We start from the raw sequence: 19,665 nt of genomic DNA, 5'->3' as shown, positions 1-19,665 counted from the left end.
AGATACTTCAACCATGACTGTTGGACTCGGTATGCCGGCCCTGCCCCCGCCCGTTCTCGCGCCCCGGCGCAAGACGCGCAAGATCAAGGTCGGCAAGGTCGAGGTCGGCGGTGACGCCCCCATCTCCGTGCAGTCGATGTGCACGACCCCGACCACGGACATCAACGCGACACTGCAACAGATCGCCGAGCTGACTGCGTCGGGCTGCGACATCGTCCGCGTCGCCTGCCCGAGCCAAGACGACGCGGACGCGCTGCCCGCCATCGCCCGCAAGTCGCAGATCCCGGTCATCGCCGACATCCACTTCCAGCCGAAGTACGTCTTCGCCGCGATCGACGCCGGCTGCGCCGCGGTGCGGGTCAACCCGGGCAACATCCGGAAGTTCGACGACCAGGTCAAGCAGATCGCCGCTGCGGCCAAGGACGCCGGCGTCTCGATCAGGATCGGCGTCAACGCCGGTTCGCTCGACCCCAGGCTCCTCGAGAAGTACGGCAAGGCCACCGCCGAGGCGCTCGTGGAGTCTGCGGTGTGGGAGGCCTCGCTCTTCGAGGAGCACGACTTCCACGACTTCAAGATCTCGGTCAAGCACAACGACCCCGTCGTCATGGTCAAGGCCTACGAGATGCTGTCCGAGCGGGGTGACTGGCCTCTGCACCTCGGCGTCACCGAGGCGGGTCCGGCCTTCCAGGGCACGATCAAGTCGGCCACTGCCTTCGGTGCGCTGCTCTCCAAGGGCATCGGCGACACGATCCGCGTGTCGCTCTCGGCGCCGCCGGTCGAGGAGGTCAAGGTCGGCAACCAGATCCTCCAGTCGCTGAACCTGAAGCCGCGCAAGCTGGAGATCGTGTCGTGCCCCTCCTGTGGGCGCGCGCAGGTCGACGTGTACAAGCTCGCCGACGAGGTCACCGCCGGGCTGGAGGGCATGACCGTGCCGCTCCGCGTGGCCGTGATGGGCTGCGTGGTGAACGGACCGGGCGAGGCTCGCGAGGCTGACCTCGGAGTGGCGTCCGGCAACGGCAAGGGTCAGATCTTCGTCAAGGGAGAGGTCATCAAGACCGTCCCCGAGAGCCAGATCGTGGAGACCCTCATCGAGGAGGCCATGCGCATCGCCGAGGAGATGGGCGAGCCCGTCGACGAGGAGAGCGCCGGAGCCCCGTCGGTCACCGTCGGCTGACCGGCTCTCGGGTCCGCCCCCACCCACGGACCCGAGAGTGACCTGGCCCCTGGCTCACCCCTGCGGGAGCAACCGCGGGTCGACGCCCAACGGCTGGTCCAGGGTGACCTCGATGTACTCGTTCGGGTCGGGAACGGTTGCCGATCGGCCGCCGGTGTTGGGGAAGTTGTTGTCGTTCATCACGGCGATGGTGTGGTCGTCGACCACGGCGAGGTCCTCGATGGTCTCGAAGGGGAACGGGAAGAACGCGCCCAGCTTGCCGACGTTGCCCGGGTCCGGCACGGCCAGCAGGTTCACGAGGAGCCGCTTGTCGGCATACCCGTCGTGGTCGCGGTCCTTGAGGTCCACGGTGAAGACGGCCTTGAAGCGTGCGGTCGGCCCCGCCCCGGCGTCGCGCTCGACGACGAGCAGCTCGTGGTCGTTCAGGGCGATGGCATCACCGATCGAGTCCCCGGGACTCTCGAGGCGGTAGCGCCAGAAGGTGCCGGTGAACTGCGCTCCGAGGCCGTGGTTGACCTTGACCTCGAAGATGCGCAGGTCGGAACCCAGCCCTGCGGCTCTGTCCTCGGCGAGCGACCCCTCGAGCATCGGGTAGAGCCGCTGGCCGTCAGGGGCCATCGCCATCCCTTCGAACCCGCGTGAGGACGCGAGGTTTGGCTGCTCGCCGACGGCGAGGGTCGGGTTCTGCGGGGCCTTCACCCCTGGGGTCGGCACGGGCGCCTCCAGGAGTCGACCCCCGGCGTCGGCGTGGAGGAGGAACGGTCCGAACTCGTCGCCGAACCAGAAGGTCCCGTCCGGGGCGACCTGCATGGACTCCGGGTCGAAGTCCCAGCCCGTCAGCACCCGGTCCGGCGTGGGACACGTGTAGCCGGCAGGCAGGGTCGAGGCGGCAGCGCAACCGCCGTCACGCCAGATCGTCCAGTCGACGTGGTGGTCAGGGTCGCTGAGGACGAACTGCAGCCCGATATAGGCCGTCGTCCCTGTGGTGGTGTCGGGTCGGATGCGGTTGACGACGAGGTCGAAGTCCTGGCTGTTGCCCTTCTGCCCGTAGCCGTTGTCGGTCATCACGAGGTAGCTGCCGTCGGCGTTGCGGTGCATCGCCGAGAAGCCCTGCACCGGTTGGGCGGGGTACGGCCGGGCCACCGCCGTCGCTCCCGTCTGGAAGTGCCCGGAGGGCTCGGTGCCGGTGCGGTAGGTCTCCGCAGGGAGCGACGAGCGCCCGACGAGACGCGCCTGCGCCGCCGCTGTCGACGGGTCCGGGTCGACGCCCGTGGGGCTCGAGGTGCCGGGAGTCGCGCTGCTGGGTGATGAGGCGAGGGCTGCGGCACAGAGTGCCCCAGCGGCAGCGCAACCTGCCGCGCGGGTCCACGCGGACGTGCTGCGGGCGGGGTGGGAGCCGGCCAGGGGCCGGTCGTGGGTGGTCATGGTGGTCTCCTTCGTGATCTGGGGGTTTGGGTGCTGTGACTGGTGCTGTCGCACGAGCGGGGCGCGTAGCCACGCGCGTGGCGGCACCTTCGACGATCTCGTCGCCGGCACTGTCCCGTCGTCCTCTAGCGGGTCCGACTGTGTCGGCGCCTCGACCACAGCTGTGGACCCCAGGACGACCGGTAGCGGCGTTCTGCGGCGCGCGTCGGCAGCGGGCAATAGGCTGGAACGGTGCTGCGCACTCGAAACCCGGTCCACGCGCTGTCGCCCTCGGACCGCGACGCCGCGTTGGAGGTGTGCGCGCAAAACCTGCCGGCCAACGTGTTCGTCGCCGCCCGACTCCTCGAAGGCGTGCTCAGCACCCAGCCGGGCACCGTGCTCGGCCACAAGGTCGGTGGCACCCTCGAGTCGTTGTGCTGGTCGAGCGCCAACCTCGTCCCGGTCGAGGCAGACGACCTGACGATCAGCTACTTCGCCGACCGCGTGCGGCGCTGGCGTCGGCATTGCGCCTCCATCCTCGGGCCTTCCGACCAGGTGACCGAGCTGTGGCGCCACCTCGAACCAGCCTGGGGCCCCGCCCGAGYGGTGCGGGCCCGCCAGCCGTTGATGAGCACGATGGACCGGCCGTCAGCCCTCGGTATCGAGCTCGACCCGCGGGTCAGGCCCGCCACCGAGGCCGAGGTGGACCTCGTCATGCCGGCTGCGGCCCACATGTTCGAGGGCGAGATCGGCTACCCGCCCTACACCGGTTCCGGCGCGGCCTACCGTTCCGCGCTGCTGTCCCTCATCGACCGCGGCCACACCTTCGTCGCGATCGAGGACGGCGCGGTGATCTTCAAGGCCGACGTGGGGTCGGTTGCCCTGGGCTGTGCCCAGCTCCAAGGGGTCTGGCTCGCGCCGCACCTGCGCGGCCACGGGCTGGCGGTGCCGCTCATGGCCTCGGTGGTGGAGCAGGTCATGGAGACCCGCGCCCGCTGGGTCACGTTGTACGTCAACGACTTCAACGAGAGCGCTCGGGCGACCTACGCCAGGGTCGGGTTCGAGGACGTCGGCACCTTCTCGACCGTGCTCCTCTGACTGCCTCATGGTGAGAGACCGCTGATGGATCCGGCCCTCGAGTCCGAGCCCCGACCGGACACTCCCGCAGCCGGCAACGCCCTGGTCTGGCTGACCCTGTCGCTGTTCGCGTTCGGGGTCTTCCTCGTGGCGATCCCCGGACGTGACCCCGCCGGACGCACCTGGCTGTGGATCGGCGTCGTGCTGCTCGTCGTCGGCGGCCTCTCCTCGACGTTCGCCGTGCGGGCCCGGCGGGCGTACCTCAGGGAGCACCGGACCGACTGACAGGATGGCGCCATGCCCCGCACCGTCGCCCCCCTGACCAAGGACATCCTCGGCCTCGCCGGTCTGTTCATCACCTCCGGCACGACCCACCTGGTCAAGCCCGAGGTCTTCGAGCCGCTGGTCCCGAACGCCCTGCCGCGACGCCGTGAGCTGATCTACGCCTCCGGAGTCGCCGAGCTCGTCTGCGCGGCCGGGCTGCTGCACCCCCGCACCCGTCGGTATGCCGGGTGGGCCAGTGCCGCGCTCCTGGTCGCGATCCTGCCCGGGAACCTCCAGATGAGCGCCAACTACGGCAAGCGGGCGCAGCGCAAGGGCACGCCGTCGGCGCAGGCCGCGTTCGCCGGCACGGTGGCGCGCCTCCCGCTCCAGCTGCCCCTGATCCGCACCGCGCTCAGGGCCGCCGGTCGCGGCCGGTAGGGCTGCTCAGTAGAGGCCGGTGGAGTACTGCTCGCCGTAGTAGCGCTCGAGCTCCTCGATGGAGTCCTCGGGTCGCTCGAGGGCCTTGGCGATCTCGGGGCGTGAGCCCACGGCCAGGGGGTCCCAGGTCTCGGGGTGCCACAGCTTGCTGCGCATGAACGCCTTGGCGCAGTGCCCGAACACCTCGTCGATCTCGACGACCAGGGCGAGCACCGGGCGGTGCCCCTGCACCACCATGGCGTCGAACCATGGAGCGTCCGACACGAGGTGCGCCCGGCCGTTGACCCGCAGGGTGTCGCCCCGGCCCGGGATGAGGAAGAGCAGCCCGACGTGGGGGTTCGACAGGACGTTCTGGTAGCCATCGGCCCGCTTGTTGCCGAGCCGCTCGGGGATCGCGATCGTGGTGTCGTCCAGCACCTTCACGAAGCCGGCCGGGTCGCCCTTGGGGGAGACATCACACCGCCCCTGCTCGTCCGAGGTGGCGACCAGGCAGAACGGCGAGGCGGCCAGCCAGTCGCGGTCGAGCTCGTGCAGCGCGGGACGCGCCTTGTCGCGGACGCGGGGGAGCGGCTCCCCGAGCAGTTCCACCAGCTGGTCGACGGTCTCGATGCGCGTCATGCCCCGATTCTCGCAGTCGGGTGGGCCGCCACGCTCCCTGGCGCGTGCTCACCCCCACGACCCGGATCGCGAGGCACGGGGAAACCGTGGTGAGCACCCAGCATACCGACGGATATCCTCTGGGGGTTGTCCGCCAACCGAGGAGTGCCCCGTGGCCCTGCGCATGTCGACCCTGTTCCTGCGAACCCTTCGCGAGGACCCGGCCGATGCCGAGGTGCCGAGCCACCGGTTGCTCGTCCGCGCCGGCTACATCCGGCGGGTCAGCCCCGGCATCTACACGTGGCTGCCGCTGGGTCTGCGGGTGCTGCGCAAGGTCGAGACGATCGTGCGCGAGGAGATGGACGAGATCGGCGCCCAGGAGCTGCTGTTCCCGGCGCTGCTGCCCAAGGAGCCGTTCGAGGCGAGCGGTCGCTGGACGGAGTACGGCAGCAACATCTTCCGCCTGCAGGACCGCAAGGGGGCCGACTACCTGCTGGGGCCGACCCACGAGGAGATGTTCACCCTCGCGGTGAAGGACATGTTCTCGTCCTACAAGGACCTGCCCCTGGCGATCTACCAGATCCAGACGAAGTACCGCGACGAAGCGCGTCCGCGCGCCGGGGTGCTGCGCGGTCGTGAGTTCGTCATGAAGGACTCCTACTCCTTCGACGTCGACGCCGCTGGGCTCGACAAGGCCTACCAGCTGCACCGCGACGCCTACATCCGCATCTTCGACCGGCTCGGGTTCCACTACGTCATCGTCCAGGCGATGGCCGGGGCGATGGGTGGCAGCAAGTCCGAGGAGTTCCTCGCCACCGCGGAGAACGGCGAGGACACCTACGTCCACTGCCCGAACTGCGGCTATGCCGCGAACGTCGAGGCCGTGCGTGTCCCCGTCCCCGACCCCCTTCCGTATGCCGACGTGCCGGCTGCGCACGCAGAGTCCACTCCCGACACCCCCACGATCGACACCCTCGTCGCCCACCTCAACGCGCACTTCCCGCGCGAGGACCGGCCGTGGGCGGCGGGTGACACGCTCAAGAACGTCCTCGTCGTGCTCGTCCACCCCGACGGCACCCGAGAGCCGCTGGCGATCGGGGTGCCCGGCGACCGCGAGATCGACGAGAAGCGCCTCGGGGCGCAGGTCGAACCCGCCGCGGTCGAGGCCTTCGAGGAGAAGGACTTCGCGGCCAACCCCGCCTTGGTCAAGGGCTACATCGGCCCGGAGTCGCTCGGCTCGGAGTCCGTGTCGAAGGTCCGCTACCTCCTCGACCCGCGGGTCGTCGAGGGCACCCGCTGGGTGACCGGCGCGAACGAGGCCGGCAAGCACGTGATCGACCTCGTGGCGGGTCGCGACTTCACCGCCGACGGCACGATCGAGGCCGCCGACGTGCGTCCCGGCGACGCCTGCCCGAGCTGCGGGCACGCGCTCGAGTCGGCCCGGGGGATCGAGATGGGACACATCTTCCAGCTCGGCACCAAGTACGCCGAGGCGCTCGACCTCAAGGTGCTCGACCAGAACGGCAAGCTGCAGACGGTGATCATGGGCTCCTACGGCGTGGGGGTCTCGCGCGCGGTGGCCTGCGTCGCGGAGGGCAACCACGACGAGCTCGGGCTGCGCTGGCCCCGCGAGATCAGCCCGGTCGACGTGCACGTGGTCGCCACCGGCAAGGACGTCACCCGCGACCCCGAGGTCTTCACGAAGTCCGAGGAGATCACCCGCGCCCTCGAGGCCGCAGGCCTGTCGGTGCTCTATGACGACCGCCAGAAGGTCAGCCCCGGCGTGAAGTTCAAGGACTCCGAGCTGATCGGCGTCCCGACGATCGTCGTGGTGGGCAAGTCTCTCGAGAAGGGGATCGTCGAGATCAAGGACCGCGCCACCGGTGAACGTCGAGAGGTCGCCGCCGACGACGTCGTCAGCGAGGTCATCCGCGAGGTGCGGGGCAGCGCGTCCTGATGAGCGGAGCATCCTCGACGGCCCCACTGCGGGCGGTCATCTTCGACTGGGGTGGCACGCTCACCCCGTGGCACGACGTCGACCTCCCGCAGCAGTGGCGGGTCTTCGCCCGTGAGGTGCACGGGCTCCCCGTGGACGACCCCGCGATGTCGCCCGACGACCTCGCGGAGGCCGACTCGCTGGCGGTGCGGATCCACGCTGCCGAGGAGCGGGCCTGGTCGCGCGGTCGGCAGACGCACGAGAGCGCGTCGATCGAGGCGATCCTCGAGGACGCCGGCGTCGACCCGGACCACGACCGGCACCTGCTGGCGCTCGCGGCATACCGACGGTTCTGGGAGCCGCACACCCACACCGACCCGCAGGTGCGCCCGCTCTGGGAGGGGCTGCACGACCGAGGGCTCAAGGTGGGCGTGCTGTCGAACACGATCTGGAGCCGCGAGTACCACCGCGAGGTGTTCCAGCGCGACGGCGTCCTCGACCTCGTCGACGGCGACGTGTACTCCTCGGAGCTCCACGTCGTGAAGCCCCATCCGGAGGCGTTCCTCGCGGCGTGCGCGGCGGTCGGCGTGCAGCCGGGTGAGGCGGTCTACGTCGGTGACCGGCTGTACGAGGACGTCCACGGTCCCCAGCAGGTGGGCATGCGGGCCATCTGGGTGCCGCACAGCGACCTCCCCGCCGCGCAGGTGGTCCCGGTCGACGTCACGCCCGACGCGCAGGCCCACGAGCTGCTCGACATCCTCGGGATCGTCGACGGCTGGTTGGGCAGGTAGGTGCCCGACCTCGACCTGATCACGCTCCTCCTCATGGCCCTCGCGGGTTTCGGGGCAGGGTGGGTCGACGCGGTGGTGGGCGGCGGGGGACTGGTCCAGCTGCCGGCGCTCCTGCTGGGCTTCCCGGGCGCGTCCCCGGCCCAGCTCCTGGCGACCAACAAGGTGGCGTCGATCTTCGGCACGACGACGAGCTCGATCACCTACTGGCGCAGGGTCCGCCCCGACCTGCGCACCGCGCTGCCGATGGCGGCAGTCGCCTACCTCGGTGCGGTCGGCGGCGCCCTGCTCGGCCTGCACATCCCGAAGAGCGCCTTCAACCCGGTCATCCTCGTCATGCTCGTCGTCGTGGGTGCCTACACCGTGGCCAGGCCCTCGCTCGGCCACGAGACGGCGTTGCGCTTCGACGGACACCGGCACACCGGGGTGGCGATGCTGACCGGCTTCGTCATCGGGGTGTACGACGGGGCGCTCGGTCCGGGCACCGGCTCGTTCCTCGTCTTCGCGCTGGTCGGGCTGATGGGCTACGCGTTCCTGGAGGCCAGCGCCAAGGCCAAGATCGCGAACTTCGCCACCAACCTGGGCGCGCTCACGGTCTTCGTCCCCGGTGGCCACGTGATGTGGAAGATCGGGCTGGTGATGGCGGTCGCCAACATCGCCGGCGGCTATGTCGGGGCGCGGACCGCGGTGGCCCGGGGGAGCAGGTTCGTGCGGGTGGTGTTCGTCGTCGTGCTGGCGGCGTTCATCGTCAGGATCGGCGGTTCCGTGCTCGGCTTCTGGCACTGAGGTCGAGCCGAGGCGGGATCGAGGGCTGCCGCCGACCACGCGTCGAGCCGCCCACACCGGACAGGGGAACAGGCCGCCACCCGGTGGGTGACGGCCCGTTCCCGACCCGCGATCAGGGCTTCACGTAGGCCTTGATCGACCGGGTCGTCGACCCGATCTTGACCCCGAGGTTCCAGTACCCGGTCCGCATGCCGCGATCCATCGTCACGCCGATCGCCCACCGGTTGGTGCCGACCTTCGTGAAGTAGTGGTCGAGACCGTGCGGGGTCCTGGGGCACAACGCCGCATCGACGTAGCGCGGTCGCGTCGTCGAGAGCACGAGGACGGTGTAGGTCCGACCCTTGCGCAGCGTGTAGACGCCGTTGGCGTACGGCGCTCCCTGGATCATCATCGAGACGACCCTGACCTGGACCCGCGTGGTGGCCGTGTTGCCGGCCTTGTCCACGGCGCTGGCCGTGATCGTCTCGACCTCGCCCGAGCGCTGCTTGCGCACCGAGCACGAGGCCAGGCCGGAGAGCGTGTCCGCACCCACGCACTTCACCGACGGCGAGGAGGCGAAGTAGCGGGCACCACTCGTGACACCGGTGAGCCTGACCACCGGGACCACGAGGTCGATGTTGATGCCCCCGAGGGCGACGGTGGCAACGCCACCGTCGGTCGTGGTGACGGTCCGCGTCACACCCTGGCTGGCACCGTTGCCCGAGAGCGTGACCGGGGCCGGGCAGGTGCCCACGAGCGGCGCACTCCCCGCAGCACAGCTGAAGGACACGGTGACCGGCGACCGGTACCAGCCGTACGTCGACCTCGTCGATGGCGAGCTGAGCCGCGCCGTGATGACCGGGTTGGTCCGGGCACTCGAACCCGACGAGGCGAGGAAGTCCGTGGAGCCTGGGTAGGTCGCCGCGACCTGACGGGACTGGTCAGCGGGCGTGGCGTAGGCCAGCGTGGCCACACCGTCGACCACGGGCGCCGAGCCGACGGGGGTGCCGTCGACCGTGAACCCGATCGTGCCCGTGGGTGAGCCCGCGCCCGGAGCCGTCACGCCCACGTGGGCGGTGAGGTTGGAGGGCCCGACCGTGACGGTGGTCGTCGTCGCGGCCTGCGACACCGTCACCGTCTGTGGGGTGCTGACCGAGCTGGCGTGCGTGGTCGTCGAGGTCGGGGTGAAGACGGCGGACACCGGGTGTGCGCCGGGTGCGAGCACGGCACCTCCGGTAGCGGTGAGCAGCCCGGAGGAGGCGGTGCCGTCGTCCGACAGCGGCACGGCGTCGCCGACCGGCTGGCCGTCCACACTGAACTGGACGGTGCCCGCGGTGCTGCCACCCACGGTGGCGGTGGCCGAGACGGGCTGACCGTAGACCGTGACCGACGAGCTCAGCGCCAGCGACGTGGTGGTCGCGTTCAGCTCGACCGTGACGGACTGCGCCACCTGCGGTGCGGCGTTGTGCTCGGCGTCGCCCGCCTGGTCGGCCGTGACGACGCAGGTGCCGACGTGGTCGAAGGTCAGCACGTCGTCCTGGATGCTRCATGCGGCGTTCGTCGTGGCGCTGCCGACGGCGAAGGTGACGGGCGCGGTCGAGCCGCCACCGGTGGTCACGAGCTGCTGGTGGCCCGAGACCGCGGCAGGGCTGGTCAGGGGAGCGAAGGTGATCGCCTGGTCGGTCCGCACGAAGACGTCATGCCGCGCCGTCGCGGGGTTGCCGTCGGTGGAGCTCACCTTGGCGGTGACCGCCTGGGCGCCGAGTGGCGCACCACCCACGGTGACCGGGATGGTGACGGTCGGCAGCACGGAGCCGGCGGCATACGAGGCGGCTGTGGTGGTGCACGACACGACCTGTCCGACCGTCGTGCAGTCGTAGTCGGTGGTCACGGGGGTGGTGGGCACGAGGCCGTCAGGCAGCGTGGTGGTGACCGTGGCAGCGCGAGACTCGTCACCGCCGCTCGCGGCGAGCGAGGGCGTCACGGTGACGGCCCCCGACCGGCCCGAGGTGAAGGAGCCGTCAGCGCTGTCGGAGACGGCGAGCTGGTAGACCGGCAGCTGCCCGGTCAGGGTCGTGGCGCGCACGTTGCTGACCGCGTGGAACGAGTACCCGGCTCCCGTGCTGCCCGCCCAGCCGAAGGACAGCTGGTAGGGGAGGTTCGTGGTGGGGTCGAACCACTCGGCGGGAATGCCGGCGGTCGCCAGGTCGTCCGCGGTGGGGAGGTCGCCGGAGGCGGTTTGCTTGTCGGCGCCGTAGGGGGTCCACGCTGCCAGCCAGCTGCGCGCCGGCACCGTGACGCCGCCGCTGGAGACGACGTCGTGGTCCTCCGGGTTGAGGACGATCTCCACGGGCACGGCGACGGGGCGGTCGAACTGCCATGGCTGGTCGAGGGGGCCGTTGCTCGCTGTCGCGCTCAGGAGGCAGTAGCCGTTGGTGCCGTTGCCGGGGCCCCGGACGACGAGGCTCTGGCTCTGTGCACCGGTGCTGGGGCACGTGCCGTCGTAGCCGAAGTTCGTGGCGGCGAAGTTGCCGACGACGTCGAGACCGAAGCCGAGGTAGCCGTTCGGGACACCTGGCATGCCGCTGGTGGGGGCGTAGCCGAGACCGGCGCCGGGCGCACCGGCGGAGGCGGGCGCCGAAGGGTTGGTCGGGTCGGTGGCCGCGAGGACGAACGAGATGCCGTCGGCGGGGATGACGCCGCCGTAGTACCACTGGTAGCTGTCGAAGCTCACGTCGATGCCCTTGGCCGACGGGAGCCCTGCGTCGTAGAAGGCCGCGCCGACCTGGGAGTAGTCCGGGGTGGTGAGTCGCAGGACGCCCTGGCCAGCCTCATCGGGCTGGTACATCCACGACCCGTTGCACCCGGGGATGGGTTGCTGGGACGAGTCGGTGCCTGCGGTGAGGCAGGCGGCGTTGCCGGTGGACCCGGTGGGCATGACCCAGCTCGGCACCGTCGTCGTCGCCCCGGTGAAGGACTCCTCGAAGAGCGTGGTCGTCACCGGGGTGGCCGAGGCGGCTGTCGCCGTGAGGGCCACCGCCGCCGTGAGGGCGGTCGCGGTGACGGCGAGCACGGCCGTCGCGCGTCGGGCGAGACCCCTTGGTCGCAGTCCGGGCAGGGAACGGATGGACGAACGGGGCATCGAGGACCTTTCAGCGTGAAGGTGGTCCAAGTGGACCGGCCGCGCCGAACGTAACGGCGACAACTGCGCAGGTCAGGGACCTCCGGGAGTCCTCGACCCGAAGGGACTAGGGGCTCGCTCCGTCCGGGTGACCCGGCTGGCGGGGCGGTTCAGCACCCAGTCATGGCTGGTCCACAGCAAACACCCAGACTCCGGCCGCACAGTTTTCCCTGTGACCACGATCGACCTGCCGCCAGCCACGATGACCTCCGCGGCCCCGCCCCCGTCCGGCGCCCGGCGACGCCTCGCCGCGCGACGCGTCCCCGCCTGGTGGCGTGACGCCTCGGTGTCCGCCTTCTGGCTCGTGCTGCTGTGGGTCACGGCCCTGTGGGTCGCCCACGGTGGGGTCCAGGACCTCGGCTCGGTGTCCGGCGCCCTGACGAGCACGGGTCGGCTCACCGGCCTGGTCGCCTCGGCGCTCCTGCTCGTCCAGGTGTTCCTCATGGCCCGCATCCCGTGGTTCGAGCAGGCGTGGGGGCAGGACGAGCTGGCGCGCACCCACCGCCTGGTCGGCTTCACGTCGTTCAACCTGCTCTGGGCGCACATCGTGCTGATCACCCTCGGGTATGCCGCGGCCTCACCGCTGGGGTTGTGGGGCACGATCGTCGACTTCGTCCTCAACTACCCCGGCATGCTGCTGGCCGTCGCCGGCACGGTGGCGCTGTGCCTGGTGGTCGTCACCTCGGTCCGCAAGGCCCGCCGCCGGCTGCGGTACGAGTCGTGGCACCTCATCCACCTCTACGGCTACCTCGGCGCCGGCCTGGCCCTGCCGCACCAGCTGTGGACCGGTCACGAGTTCCTGGCCTCCACTGCCTCGACCGTCTTCTGGTGGGGCCTGTATGCCGGGTGTGCTGCCTCGGTGCTCGTGTTCCGTCTCGGCGTGCCCCTGGTGCGCTCCCTGCGCTCGCCCCTGCGCGTCGTCGCGGTCCACGAGGAGGCACCCGGCGTCACGTCGGTCGTCGTCGGCGGGCCCGGCGTGGCAGCCCTGCGCCCCGCCGCGGGGCAGTTCTTCCAGTGGCGGTTCGTCGACGGGCCGGGCTGGACGAGGGCCAACCCCTACTCGCTCTCGGCCGCCCCGGACGGCCGGCACCTCAGGGTGACAGCCGCCCACGTCGGGGACGGCACCCGTCGGCTCGCCGACCTGCGACCTGGCACCAGGGTGCTCGTCGAGGGCCCGTACGGCCGGCTCCACGCCGGCGTCCGCACCCGTCGCAAGGTGCTGCTCATGGGTGCCGGGATCGGCATCACCCCGCTGCGCGCCCTGCTGGAGGAGCTGGACCAGGACCCCGGCGACGTCGTGGTGGTCCACCGCGCCAGCACCCGCGAGCAGCTCGTCCTCGGGCGGGAGCTCGTCGACCTCGCCACCGCCCGCGGTGCGCGCTACGTCACTGTCGAGGGTCACCGCGTCCCCGGCCGGGACACGTGGCTGCCGGCCAGCGCGGCGCACCTGACCGATGCCGCCGCGCTCTCGCAGCTGGTGCCCGACGTCGCGGAGCGCGACGTCTTCCTCTGCGGTGCGCCCGCCTGGATGGATGCCGCCCGCCGCGCCGCCATCGCCTGCGGCGTCCCCCCGACCCATGTCCACCTCGAGCGGTTCGAGTACTGAGGAGCCCCCATGCGACGCATCACCCTGTGGGCGCTGTCCACCCTGACCACCCTCGTGCTGTTGTTCAGCTACCACACGTCGACCGCCGGCTCGGGGACCACGCTCGCTGCGGGCACCTCGGTGCAGGCGCCGGCAGCCGCAGGTGCCGGCGCCGGGACGAGCAGCTCGGGCACGACCGACTCCGGCACGAGTTCCGGCACGAGTTCCGGCACCAGCTCTGGCGCCAACTCGGGCACGACCGGCAGCACGGCGAGCAAGACCTACGACGGCGACACGGTGCAGACGCGCTGGGGCCCGGTGCAGGTGCGGATCACGGTGGTGAACGGCAAGATCACCGCCTCCGACGCGGTCGTCTACCCCAACGGCAACCAGGAGGACGAGCAGATCAACTCGTTCGCCCTGCCGGTGCTCAGCCAGGAAGCCGTGGCCGCCCAGAGCGCCAACATCGACATGGTCTCCGGGGCGACGGTGACGTCCGAGGGGTACCTCACGTCGCTGCAGTCCGCGATCGACCAGGCCCACCTGTGAGCGCCGCCACCCGCGCCGTCGACCACCGGGCTGGGACCGGTGTCACCGGCAACTCGTCGGGCGTCGCGTCCGAGGAAGCACCGCGGCGGGCCTTCGTCGAACAGGTGATGGGCCTGCCGGTGTCGGTGCACGTGCGCGGCGAGGTCGACCGACCCGAGCTGCTGACAGCGGTCGAGCAGGTGTGGGGCGTGCTCCACCGCGTCGATGCCGTGTTCAGCACCTGGCGCGAGGACAGCGAGCTGATGCGGCTGCGCCGCGGTGACCTGTCGGCAGCCCACGTCCACCCGTGGCTCGCCGAGGTGGAGCAGCTCTGCGCTGACGCGGAGGTCCGCACCCACGGGCTATTCAGCGCCTCCTTCGACGGGGCCCACCACGACCCCACGGGTCTGGTGAAGGGGTGGGCGGTCGAGCGAGCCGCGCTGCACCTGCGGCACGTCCCCGGAGTCTCCTGGTGCGTCAACGCCGGCGGTGACCTCCTGGCGGGAGCCGGCCGAGGCTCGGCTCCGAGCACCTGGCTGATCGGAGTGGAGGATCCCCGCGCGCCGGGGAGTGTGGCCGTCACCGTGCCCCTGCGTCAGGGTGGCCTCGCCACGTCCGGCGCCGCCGCGCGCGGTGCCCACGTGGTGGACCCCCGCACTGGCCTACCCATCCGTCGCGAGGGCTCGGCCACGGTGTGGGGCCCGACCCTGCTCTGGGCCGACGTCTGGGCGACCGCACTCTTCGTCGACCCGGAGGTGGGCACGGCCACGCTGGAGGGCGCCGACCCGGCATACCGCTCCCTCGTGCTCTGAACCGGCACCGGACTGCTGCCCCTGCCCCCCGGGTCTTTGAGTGATCCGACGGGTCCTGGTCCGTCGGATCGCTCAAAGACCCGGGGCGGGCGGGGGTCTGGGACAGTGGACGCGTGCAGGTCTGGTACGCGAGCTATGGCAGCAACCTGGCGCGCCACCGCTTTCTGCACTACCTGGGCGGCGGTCGACCCGAAGGGGCCAGTCGCATCTACCCCGGCGCGCGAGACCGGACCCCGCCCGCGGACGACCGTGCGCTGACGCTCCCCGGTGAGCTGTTCTTCGCCTGGGAGTCGCCGACGTGGGGCGGCGGGATCGCCTTCTACGACGCGGACTCCCCGGGTCCGACGCTGGCGCGTGCCTACCTCGTCAGCGAGCAGCAGTTCGCTGACGTGGCGGCCCAGGAGCGGCGCGAGCTGCCGGGGGAGGACCTCGACCTCACCCACGTCCTGGCTCATTCGCGACACGACCTCGGGCCCGGGCACTACGAGGCGCTCCACCTCGTAGGAGAGCTCGAGGGCTTGCCCGTGCTGACTTTCACCACGCCGGATCCGACTGTCCTGCAACGGAACTCCCCGGTGGCTGCCTACCTGGCATTGCTCGTCTCAGGGCTGCGCGAGGCGCACCAGCTGCCCGACGACGACATCGTCGACTATCTCGCTGCCCGTCCGGGCGTCGGCCCGGGCTGGGACCGCGCCCGCCTCGCCGCCTTGGTCAGCGGCGCAACGCCGCGGTGAGTGCGGCGACGTCCGTCACCGGTGCGTCGCAGACAAAACCCCGACACACGTATGCCGCCGCGTGGCCGCCGACCAGGGGTCGTTGGGCCAGTAGCGGGATCCCCGGCGCATCGGGCTCGCCGTGCACCAGGACCAGCCCGGGGGAGCTCGACTGCCGGGCCGCCGTCACGAGCGCCTGCGCCTCGGCTCCACTGCCGACCAGCGCGACCTGCAGCGGGCCGGCGAGGGCCGCTTCGGCGACGGCCAGCGCCCAGCCGCCGAACCGTGGGTCGCGGGCCGCGAGCTGTCCCGACGCCGCGAGTGCGGCCTCGGCCCGCTCGCGCATCGACGGGTCGCCGGTCAGGGCCGCGCAGGTGAGCAGCGCGCCGGCGAGCGCCGACTGACCCGACGGCTCGGCGTTGTCGGCGGAGCTCCGGGGGCGGGCGAAGAGGGCCTCGGCATCGTCGCTGGTGTCGTGGAAACCGCCGTCCTCGGCGCCGAACCGCTCGACGGCAGTGGTGAGGAGGTCAGCTGCGGTCGCGAGCCAGCGTGCGTCGCCGGTGGCCTGGTGGAGCGCGAGCAGGCCCTCGGCGAGGTTGCCGTAGTCGTCGGCGACACCTGCGGCCGACCCGACGACGCCGTGCCGCGAGGCGCGGCGCAGCCGGCCGTCCACGAGGTGCGTGCCGACGACGAGGTCGGCGCAGCGCACCGCCGCCTCGACGAGCTCCGCCCGGGCGAACAGGGTGCCCGCGTCGGCGAGGGCGGCGATMGCCAGCCCGTTCCACGACGTGACGACCTTGTCGTCACAGCCCGGCTGCGGCCGTTGCAGCCGCGCGTCGAGCAGTCGGGCGCGCACGGCGGTCCACCACGAGGAGTCGTCGGGGTCGCTGAGCAGCTGGAGCGTGGACGAGCCGTGCTCGAAGGTGCCTGCCTCCGTGACGGACAGCAGCGCTGCGGCACGACGACCGTCGTCCTCGCCGAGCACCTCGACGAGCTGGGCGGGCGTCCACGCGTAGGTCAGGCCCTCCACGCCGTCGGTGTCGGCGTCGAGGGCCGAGGCGAACCCGCCCTCGGGCGTGCGGAGGTCGCGCAGGAGGAACTCGGCCGTCTCGAGGGCGACCCGTCGAGCCAGGGCGTCGCCGGTCGCACGGTGGAGGTGGGTGTGGACGCGGAGCAGCTGGGCGTTGTCGTAGAGCATCTTCTCGAAGTGGGGAACGACCCAGCGGGCGTCGACGGAGTAGCGAGCGAAGCCGCCGCCGAGCTGGTCGTAGATGCCGCCCCGCGCCATCGCCTCGCAGGTGCTCGCGGCCATGGCGAGGGCGTCGGCCGACCCGGTCCGCGCGTGGTGGCGCAGCAGGAACTCGAGCACCATCGACGGCGGGAACTTCGGCGCACCACCGAATCCTGCTGCGGCGTGGTCGAACTGGGCGCGCAGCTGCACCACGGCGGTGTCGAGAGCGGTGGCGTCGAGCGGGTGACCGGTCGCCGGTGCCGACAGCTCACGCAGCCGTGCGGCGATGTGCGCGCCGCTGTCGAGGACGCGCTCCCGCTGCGTGGTCCAGACCTCGTTGGCCCCGGCCAGGAGCTGGAGGAACTGACCCTTGGGGAAGTAGGTCCCCGCGAAGAACGGGTCGCCGTCAGGCGTCAGGAGGCAGGTCATGGGCCAGCCGCCGTGTCCGGTGAGCGCGGTCGTGGCAGCCATGTACACCGCGTCGATGTCGGGCCGCTCCTCTCGGTCCACCTTCACCGCCACGAAGTCCGCGTTCAGGGCTCGCGCCACGTCCTCGTCCTCGAACGACTCGTGCGCCATGACGTGGCACCAGTGGCACGCGGCATACCCGACGCTCAGGAGGACCGGGACGTCACGCTCGCGGGCCTCGGCGAACGCTTCCGGCCCCCACTCCTGCCAGTCCACCGGGTTGTCCCGGTGCTGCAGCAGGTACGGGGAGGTGGACGCGGCCAGGCGGTTGGACATGCGTCCCACTCTCGCTCACGAGTCCCACTGACGGCGAATGGGAGGGACGGCGAGCTGGCGACGTCTTGACAGGCTAACGCCGTTAGCCGATCATCGAACCCTGAGGCTAACGCCGTTAGCCTCAGCCCGAGGAGAAGCCATGAAGACCATCACGACCGTCATCGACATCCCAGCCGCCCCGGAGGAGGTGTGGGCTGTCCTCGTCGACACCGCGGCCTACCCCGCCTGGAACCCGTTCATCACGGAGCTGTCCGGCGAGCTCGCCACCGGCCAGCGGCTCCGGGTCAGGATCGCGCCGCCCGGCAGCCGCGCCATGACCTTCAAGCCCACGGTCACCCAGGTCGAGAGCGGCCGCCGCGTGCAGTGGCTCGGCACCCTGGGGGTCAAGGGCCTGTTCGACGGCCGGCACACGTTCGCCCTGGAGCCCCTTGGCGAGCGGGGCACGCGTCTGACCCAGTCGGAGGACTTCAGCGGCATCCTCGTTCCGCTCGCCGGCTCCATGCTGGCCCGCACCAGGGCCGGTTTCGAGGCCATGAACGACGGCCTTCGGCGTCAAGTGGTGGCAGGCGCCACCGCATGAGCCGGGTGGCGGAGATCGTCGACGCCGCCCAGCGGTTGCTGGAGGACGAGGGCCCGGACGCCCTGTCGATGCGTCGCCTGGCGGGGGAGCTGGGCATCCAGGCACCGTCCTTGTACAAGCACGTCGACGGGAAGGAGCGCATCGAGGCCGAGCTCCAGGAGAGGGCACTGACCCAGCTGGCCGCCGCCCTGCAACCGGCCCGCGACCTCCGCGCCCTGGCCCGCGCCTACCGTCGGTGGGCGCTGGCCCATCCACGACTGTACGAGCTGACGACCAGGAAGCCACTGCACCGGGACCGGCTCGGGGACGGCGTGGAGACGGCCGCGTCGGCACGCCTCGTGACCCTGTGCGGCGGGGACGTGGACCGGGCCCGAGCCCTGTGGGCCGCAGCCCACGGGCTGGTCGACCTCGAGCTGGCCAACCGCTTCCCGGACGGTGCTGACGTGCCGGCTGCCTGGGACGCGTTGGTGGCGGCGTTCGACCGGACCGGCGACGGCTGACCTCAGCGGGCGGGTGTATGCCGCGATGCGCCAGTGGGTGTCGGTCGCTGGCGACTCAGCGTGCGGCGGAGCGAGTGGCCGCGCGGGCGCGCACCTTGTGCAGCTGGGGCATGAGCCCGTAGATGACGATCGGCACGGCGATGGTGGCGAGGACGAACGTGCGCAGGACGGGGTTGAGGGGTCGGAGCCAGTCGGCCAGGGCCAGGTTGATGACGGTGAGCGTCGGGAAGACGCAGAGCCAGATCATCAGGGCCAGCTGGTGCTTGCTCGGGGGACTGGGTCGCTGGGGGGCGGTGGGCATGGTGGAGCTCCTTGTGTCGTGGAGAGGTGGGCGGATCTTCGGTCAGCGTGGTGGTCGCAGGCGCGACCCCTACGCCGGGAAGCCTGCGTTGAAGTACGTGACGGCCGTGCGCACGTCGTCGCCGACGAGGTCGGCGTTGATGGCGATGGCTGCGGCCGAGCCCTCACCGGCAGCGGTGATGACCTGCGCGCGGGGGTTGGTGACGTTGCCGGCGACCCACAGGCCGGGGACGCTGGTGGTCCCGTTCGGACCGGTGACGACCCAGCCCTGCTCGTCGAGGTCGCAGCCGACGCCCTTCAGCACGTCGTGGTTGGGCACGAAGCGCGGGGGGACGAACAGGGCCTGTCTCGGGATGCACCGGCCGTCGTCCATCAGGAGCGCGGTCAGGTGGTCGTCCTGCACCACGAGCTGCTCCACGGCGCCCTCCACGACCCCGACTGCGCGCGCGACGAGCTGTGAGCGGTCAGCGGGGGTGAGCGTGGCGGTCGGCGTGAACAGGACGAGGTCGTGGGTCCACTGCCGCACGATCTGGGCGTAGCGGACACTGTCGGGGCCGTTCCAGAGCACCCCCAGCTGCTGGTCCCGGACCTCCCAGCCGTGGCAGTACGGGCAGTGTAGGACGTCCTTGGCCCAGCGTTCGGCCAACCCGGGGACGTCGGGAAGCTCGTCGCGCAGGCCGGTCGTGACCAGGACCTTGCGGGCCCTGACTCGTTGGCCGTCGTCGAGGATGGCCTGGAATCCCTTGGGACCACAGTGGACGAGGTCGGTGACGGTCCCGGCGACCAGGGTCACGCCGTATCCCGTGACCTCGGCGCGACCTGCCGCGAGGAGGTCCGCAGGCGGCATACCGTCGCGTGAGAGGAACCCCTGCATGTGGGCGGCGGGTGCGTTGCGCGGTGCGCCGGAGTCGGCGACCACGACGTCTCGGCGGGCGCGGCCCAGGACCAGGGCGGCGGAGAGGCCGGCGGCCCCGCCGCCGACGATGAGGACGTCGCAGGAGTTCATGAGCCGAGGATGATCCTCGAACCGAACCAGTGGCAACAGCTG

At 71.3% G+C, this 19,665-nt stretch carries 19 protein-coding genes; 13 read left to right on the top strand and 6 right to left on the bottom strand.

Annotation, left to right across the window (positions count from 1 at the left end; translation table 11 throughout):
• Window positions 1–13 precede the first annotated feature (13 nt).
• Window positions 14–1,174, top strand: a complete 1,161-nt coding sequence (gene ispG, locus AC1DX8_RS15385) for a flavodoxin-dependent (E)-4-hydroxy-3-methylbut-2-enyl-diphosphate synthase (protein ID WP_345502107.1) — start codon at window positions 14–16, stop codon at window positions 1,172–1,174.
• A gap of 54 nt (window positions 1,175–1,228) precedes the next feature.
• On the opposite strand, the gene AC1DX8_RS15380 is transcribed toward ispG, so the two are convergent.
• Window positions 1,229–2,599 (bottom strand): esterase-like activity of phytase family protein, encoded by a 1,371-nt coding sequence (locus AC1DX8_RS15380; protein ID WP_477630809.1) that lies wholly within the window; start codon window positions 2,597–2,599, stop codon window positions 1,229–1,231.
• 231 nt (window positions 2,600–2,830) lie between these two features.
• Here AC1DX8_RS15380 and AC1DX8_RS15375 point away from each other — a divergent pair, with 231 nt between their 5' ends.
• Genes AC1DX8_RS15375 through AC1DX8_RS15365 form a run of 3 tightly spaced genes read left to right on the top strand, consistent with a single transcriptional unit; the run spans window position 2,831 to window position 4,357 of the window.
• Window positions 2,831–3,676, top strand: coding sequence for a GNAT family N-acetyltransferase (locus tag AC1DX8_RS15375; protein ID WP_477630808.1), 846 nt, complete (start codon window positions 2,831–2,833; stop codon window positions 3,674–3,676).
• Between the two features lie 24 nt (window positions 3,677–3,700).
• Window positions 3,701–3,940 (top strand): hypothetical protein, encoded by a 240-nt coding sequence (locus AC1DX8_RS15370; protein ID WP_477630807.1) that lies wholly within the window; start codon window positions 3,701–3,703, stop codon window positions 3,938–3,940.
• Window positions 3,941–3,952: 12 nt separating this feature from the next.
• The gene (locus AC1DX8_RS15365; RefSeq protein WP_477630806.1) at window positions 3,953–4,357 is read left to right on the top strand and encodes a DoxX family protein; all 405 of its coding nucleotides are present in this window, start codon (window positions 3,953–3,955) and stop codon (window positions 4,355–4,357) included.
• A gap of 6 nt (window positions 4,358–4,363) precedes the next feature.
• Here AC1DX8_RS15365 and AC1DX8_RS15360 read toward each other — a convergent pair whose 3' ends face one another.
• Window positions 4,364–4,975 carry a pyridoxamine 5'-phosphate oxidase family protein gene (locus tag AC1DX8_RS15360; RefSeq protein ID WP_477630805.1) on the bottom strand — a complete coding sequence of 204 codons (612 nt, stop codon included), beginning with the start codon at window positions 4,973–4,975 and terminating at the stop codon, window positions 4,364–4,366.
• Window positions 4,976–5,126: 151 nt separating this feature from the next.
• On the opposite strand from AC1DX8_RS15360, the gene AC1DX8_RS15355 reads away from it, so the two are divergent.
• Genes AC1DX8_RS15355 through AC1DX8_RS15345 form a run of 3 tightly spaced genes read left to right on the top strand, consistent with a single transcriptional unit; the run spans window position 5,127 to window position 8,464 of the window.
• A complete protein-coding gene (locus AC1DX8_RS15355; RefSeq protein WP_477630804.1) occupies window positions 5,127–6,911 on the top strand; it encodes a proline--tRNA ligase in 1,785 nt (594 codons plus the stop codon).
• Window positions 6,911–7,681 (top strand): HAD family hydrolase, encoded by a 771-nt coding sequence (locus AC1DX8_RS15350; protein WP_477630803.1) that lies wholly within the window; start codon window positions 6,911–6,913, stop codon window positions 7,679–7,681. Before AC1DX8_RS15355 ends, AC1DX8_RS15350 begins: the two co-directional genes overlap by 1 nt.
• A gap of 33 nt (window positions 7,682–7,714) precedes the next feature.
• Window positions 7,715–8,464, top strand: coding sequence for a TSUP family transporter (locus AC1DX8_RS15345; protein ID WP_477630844.1), 750 nt, complete (start codon window positions 7,715–7,717; stop codon window positions 8,462–8,464).
• A gap of 112 nt (window positions 8,465–8,576) precedes the next feature.
• Here the strand turns inward: AC1DX8_RS15345 and AC1DX8_RS15340 are convergent, their stop codons facing one another.
• Complete coding sequence (locus AC1DX8_RS15340) at window positions 8,577–11,585, bottom strand: Ig-like domain repeat protein (protein ID WP_477630802.1); 3,009 nt, start codon at window positions 11,583–11,585, stop codon at window positions 8,577–8,579.
• A 211-nt stretch (window positions 11,586–11,796) separates the two neighbouring features.
• Between AC1DX8_RS15340 and AC1DX8_RS15335 the strand changes: the two genes are divergently transcribed.
• The 4 genes from AC1DX8_RS15335 to AC1DX8_RS15320 all read left to right on the top strand — a co-directional run bounded on the left by AC1DX8_RS15335 (window position 11,797) and on the right by AC1DX8_RS15320 (window position 15,283).
• Window positions 11,797–13,230 carry a ferredoxin reductase family protein gene (locus AC1DX8_RS15335; protein WP_477630801.1) on the top strand — a complete coding sequence of 478 codons (1,434 nt, stop codon included), beginning with the start codon at window positions 11,797–11,799 and terminating at the stop codon, window positions 13,228–13,230.
• Window positions 13,231–13,239: 9 nt separating this feature from the next.
• Window positions 13,240–13,758, top strand: a complete 519-nt coding sequence (locus tag AC1DX8_RS15330) for an FMN-binding protein (RefSeq protein ID WP_477630800.1) — start codon at window positions 13,240–13,242, stop codon at window positions 13,756–13,758.
• Window positions 13,755–14,549: an FAD:protein FMN transferase gene (locus AC1DX8_RS15325; RefSeq protein ID WP_477630799.1), complete on the top strand. Its 795-nt coding sequence runs from the start codon at window positions 13,755–13,757 to the stop codon at window positions 14,547–14,549. The genes AC1DX8_RS15330 and AC1DX8_RS15325 overlap by 4 nt, the downstream gene beginning before the upstream one ends.
• A 113-nt stretch (window positions 14,550–14,662) precedes the next feature.
• Window positions 14,663–15,283, top strand: a complete 621-nt coding sequence (locus AC1DX8_RS15320; protein WP_477630798.1) for a histone deacetylase — start codon at window positions 14,663–14,665, stop codon at window positions 15,281–15,283.
• Here the strand turns inward: AC1DX8_RS15320 and AC1DX8_RS15315 are convergent.
• On the bottom strand, window positions 15,261–17,237 hold the full coding sequence (locus tag AC1DX8_RS15315) for a thioredoxin domain-containing protein (protein WP_477630797.1): 1,977 nt from the start codon (window positions 17,235–17,237) through the stop codon (window positions 15,261–15,263). The two genes, AC1DX8_RS15320 and AC1DX8_RS15315, sit on opposite strands and share 23 nt — an antisense overlap.
• 139 nt (window positions 17,238–17,376) lie before the next feature.
• Between AC1DX8_RS15315 and AC1DX8_RS15310 the strand changes: the two genes are divergently transcribed.
• Both AC1DX8_RS15310 and AC1DX8_RS15305 read left to right on the top strand, forming a co-directional pair.
• Window positions 17,377–17,817 (top strand): SRPBCC family protein, encoded by a 441-nt coding sequence (locus AC1DX8_RS15310; RefSeq protein ID WP_477630796.1) that lies wholly within the window; start codon window positions 17,377–17,379, stop codon window positions 17,815–17,817.
• Window positions 17,814–18,317 (top strand): TetR/AcrR family transcriptional regulator, encoded by a 504-nt coding sequence (locus tag AC1DX8_RS15305; protein WP_477630795.1) that lies wholly within the window; start codon window positions 17,814–17,816, stop codon window positions 18,315–18,317. The genes AC1DX8_RS15310 and AC1DX8_RS15305 overlap by 4 nt, the downstream gene beginning before the upstream one ends.
• A gap of 55 nt (window positions 18,318–18,372) precedes the next feature.
• Here the strand turns inward: AC1DX8_RS15305 and AC1DX8_RS15300 are convergent, their stop codons facing one another.
• A complete protein-coding gene (locus AC1DX8_RS15300; RefSeq protein WP_477630794.1) occupies window positions 18,373–18,618 on the bottom strand; it encodes a putative antibiotic biosynthesis monooxygenase in 246 nt (81 codons plus the stop codon).
• Window positions 18,619–18,687: 69 nt separating this feature from the next.
• Window positions 18,688–19,623 (bottom strand): NAD(P)/FAD-dependent oxidoreductase, encoded by a 936-nt coding sequence (locus AC1DX8_RS15295; protein WP_477630793.1) that lies wholly within the window; start codon window positions 19,621–19,623, stop codon window positions 18,688–18,690.
• Window positions 19,624–19,665: the final 42 nt, after the last annotated feature.

This window comes from Pedococcus sp. P2_A3 (assembly GCF_056405035.1).
The sequence above is the reverse complement of the archived record's forward strand: the minus strand, read 5'-3'. Positions and strand labels throughout refer to the sequence as shown.

Excerpts from the sequence above, each read along its gene's own strand:
- AC1DX8_RS15300 (WP_477630794.1), bottom strand. The coding sequence starts at position 18,618 with ATGCCCACCGCCCCCCAGCGACCCAGTCCCCCGAGCAAGCACCAGCTG.
- AC1DX8_RS15360 (WP_477630805.1), bottom strand. The coding sequence starts at position 4,975 with ATGACGCGCATCGAGACCGTCGACCAGCTGGTGGAACTGCTCGGGGAG.
- AC1DX8_RS15345 (WP_477630844.1), top strand. The coding sequence starts at position 7,715 with ATGGCCCTCGCGGGTTTCGGGGCAGGGTGGGTCGACGCGGTGGTGGGC.
- AC1DX8_RS15350 (WP_477630803.1), top strand. The coding sequence starts at position 6,911 with ATGAGCGGAGCATCCTCGACGGCCCCACTGCGGGCGGTCATCTTCGAC.
- AC1DX8_RS15370 (WP_477630807.1), top strand. The coding sequence starts at position 3,701 with ATGGATCCGGCCCTCGAGTCCGAGCCCCGACCGGACACTCCCGCAGCC.
- ispG (WP_345502107.1), top strand. The coding sequence starts at position 14 with ATGACTGTTGGACTCGGTATGCCGGCCCTGCCCCCGCCCGTTCTCGCG.
- AC1DX8_RS15305 (WP_477630795.1), top strand. The coding sequence starts at position 17,814 with ATGAGCCGGGTGGCGGAGATCGTCGACGCCGCCCAGCGGTTGCTGGAG.
- AC1DX8_RS15330 (WP_477630800.1), top strand. The coding sequence starts at position 13,240 with ATGCGACGCATCACCCTGTGGGCGCTGTCCACCCTGACCACCCTCGTG.
- AC1DX8_RS15295 (WP_477630793.1), bottom strand. The coding sequence starts at position 19,623 with ATGAACTCCTGCGACGTCCTCATCGTCGGCGGCGGGGCCGCCGGCCTC.
- AC1DX8_RS15365 (WP_477630806.1), top strand. The coding sequence starts at position 3,953 with ATGCCCCGCACCGTCGCCCCCCTGACCAAGGACATCCTCGGCCTCGCC.
- AC1DX8_RS15380 (WP_477630809.1), bottom strand. The coding sequence starts at position 2,599 with ATGACCACCCACGACCGGCCCCTGGCCGGCTCCCACCCCGCCCGCAGC.
- AC1DX8_RS15310 (WP_477630796.1), top strand. The coding sequence starts at position 17,377 with ATGAAGACCATCACGACCGTCATCGACATCCCAGCCGCCCCGGAGGAG.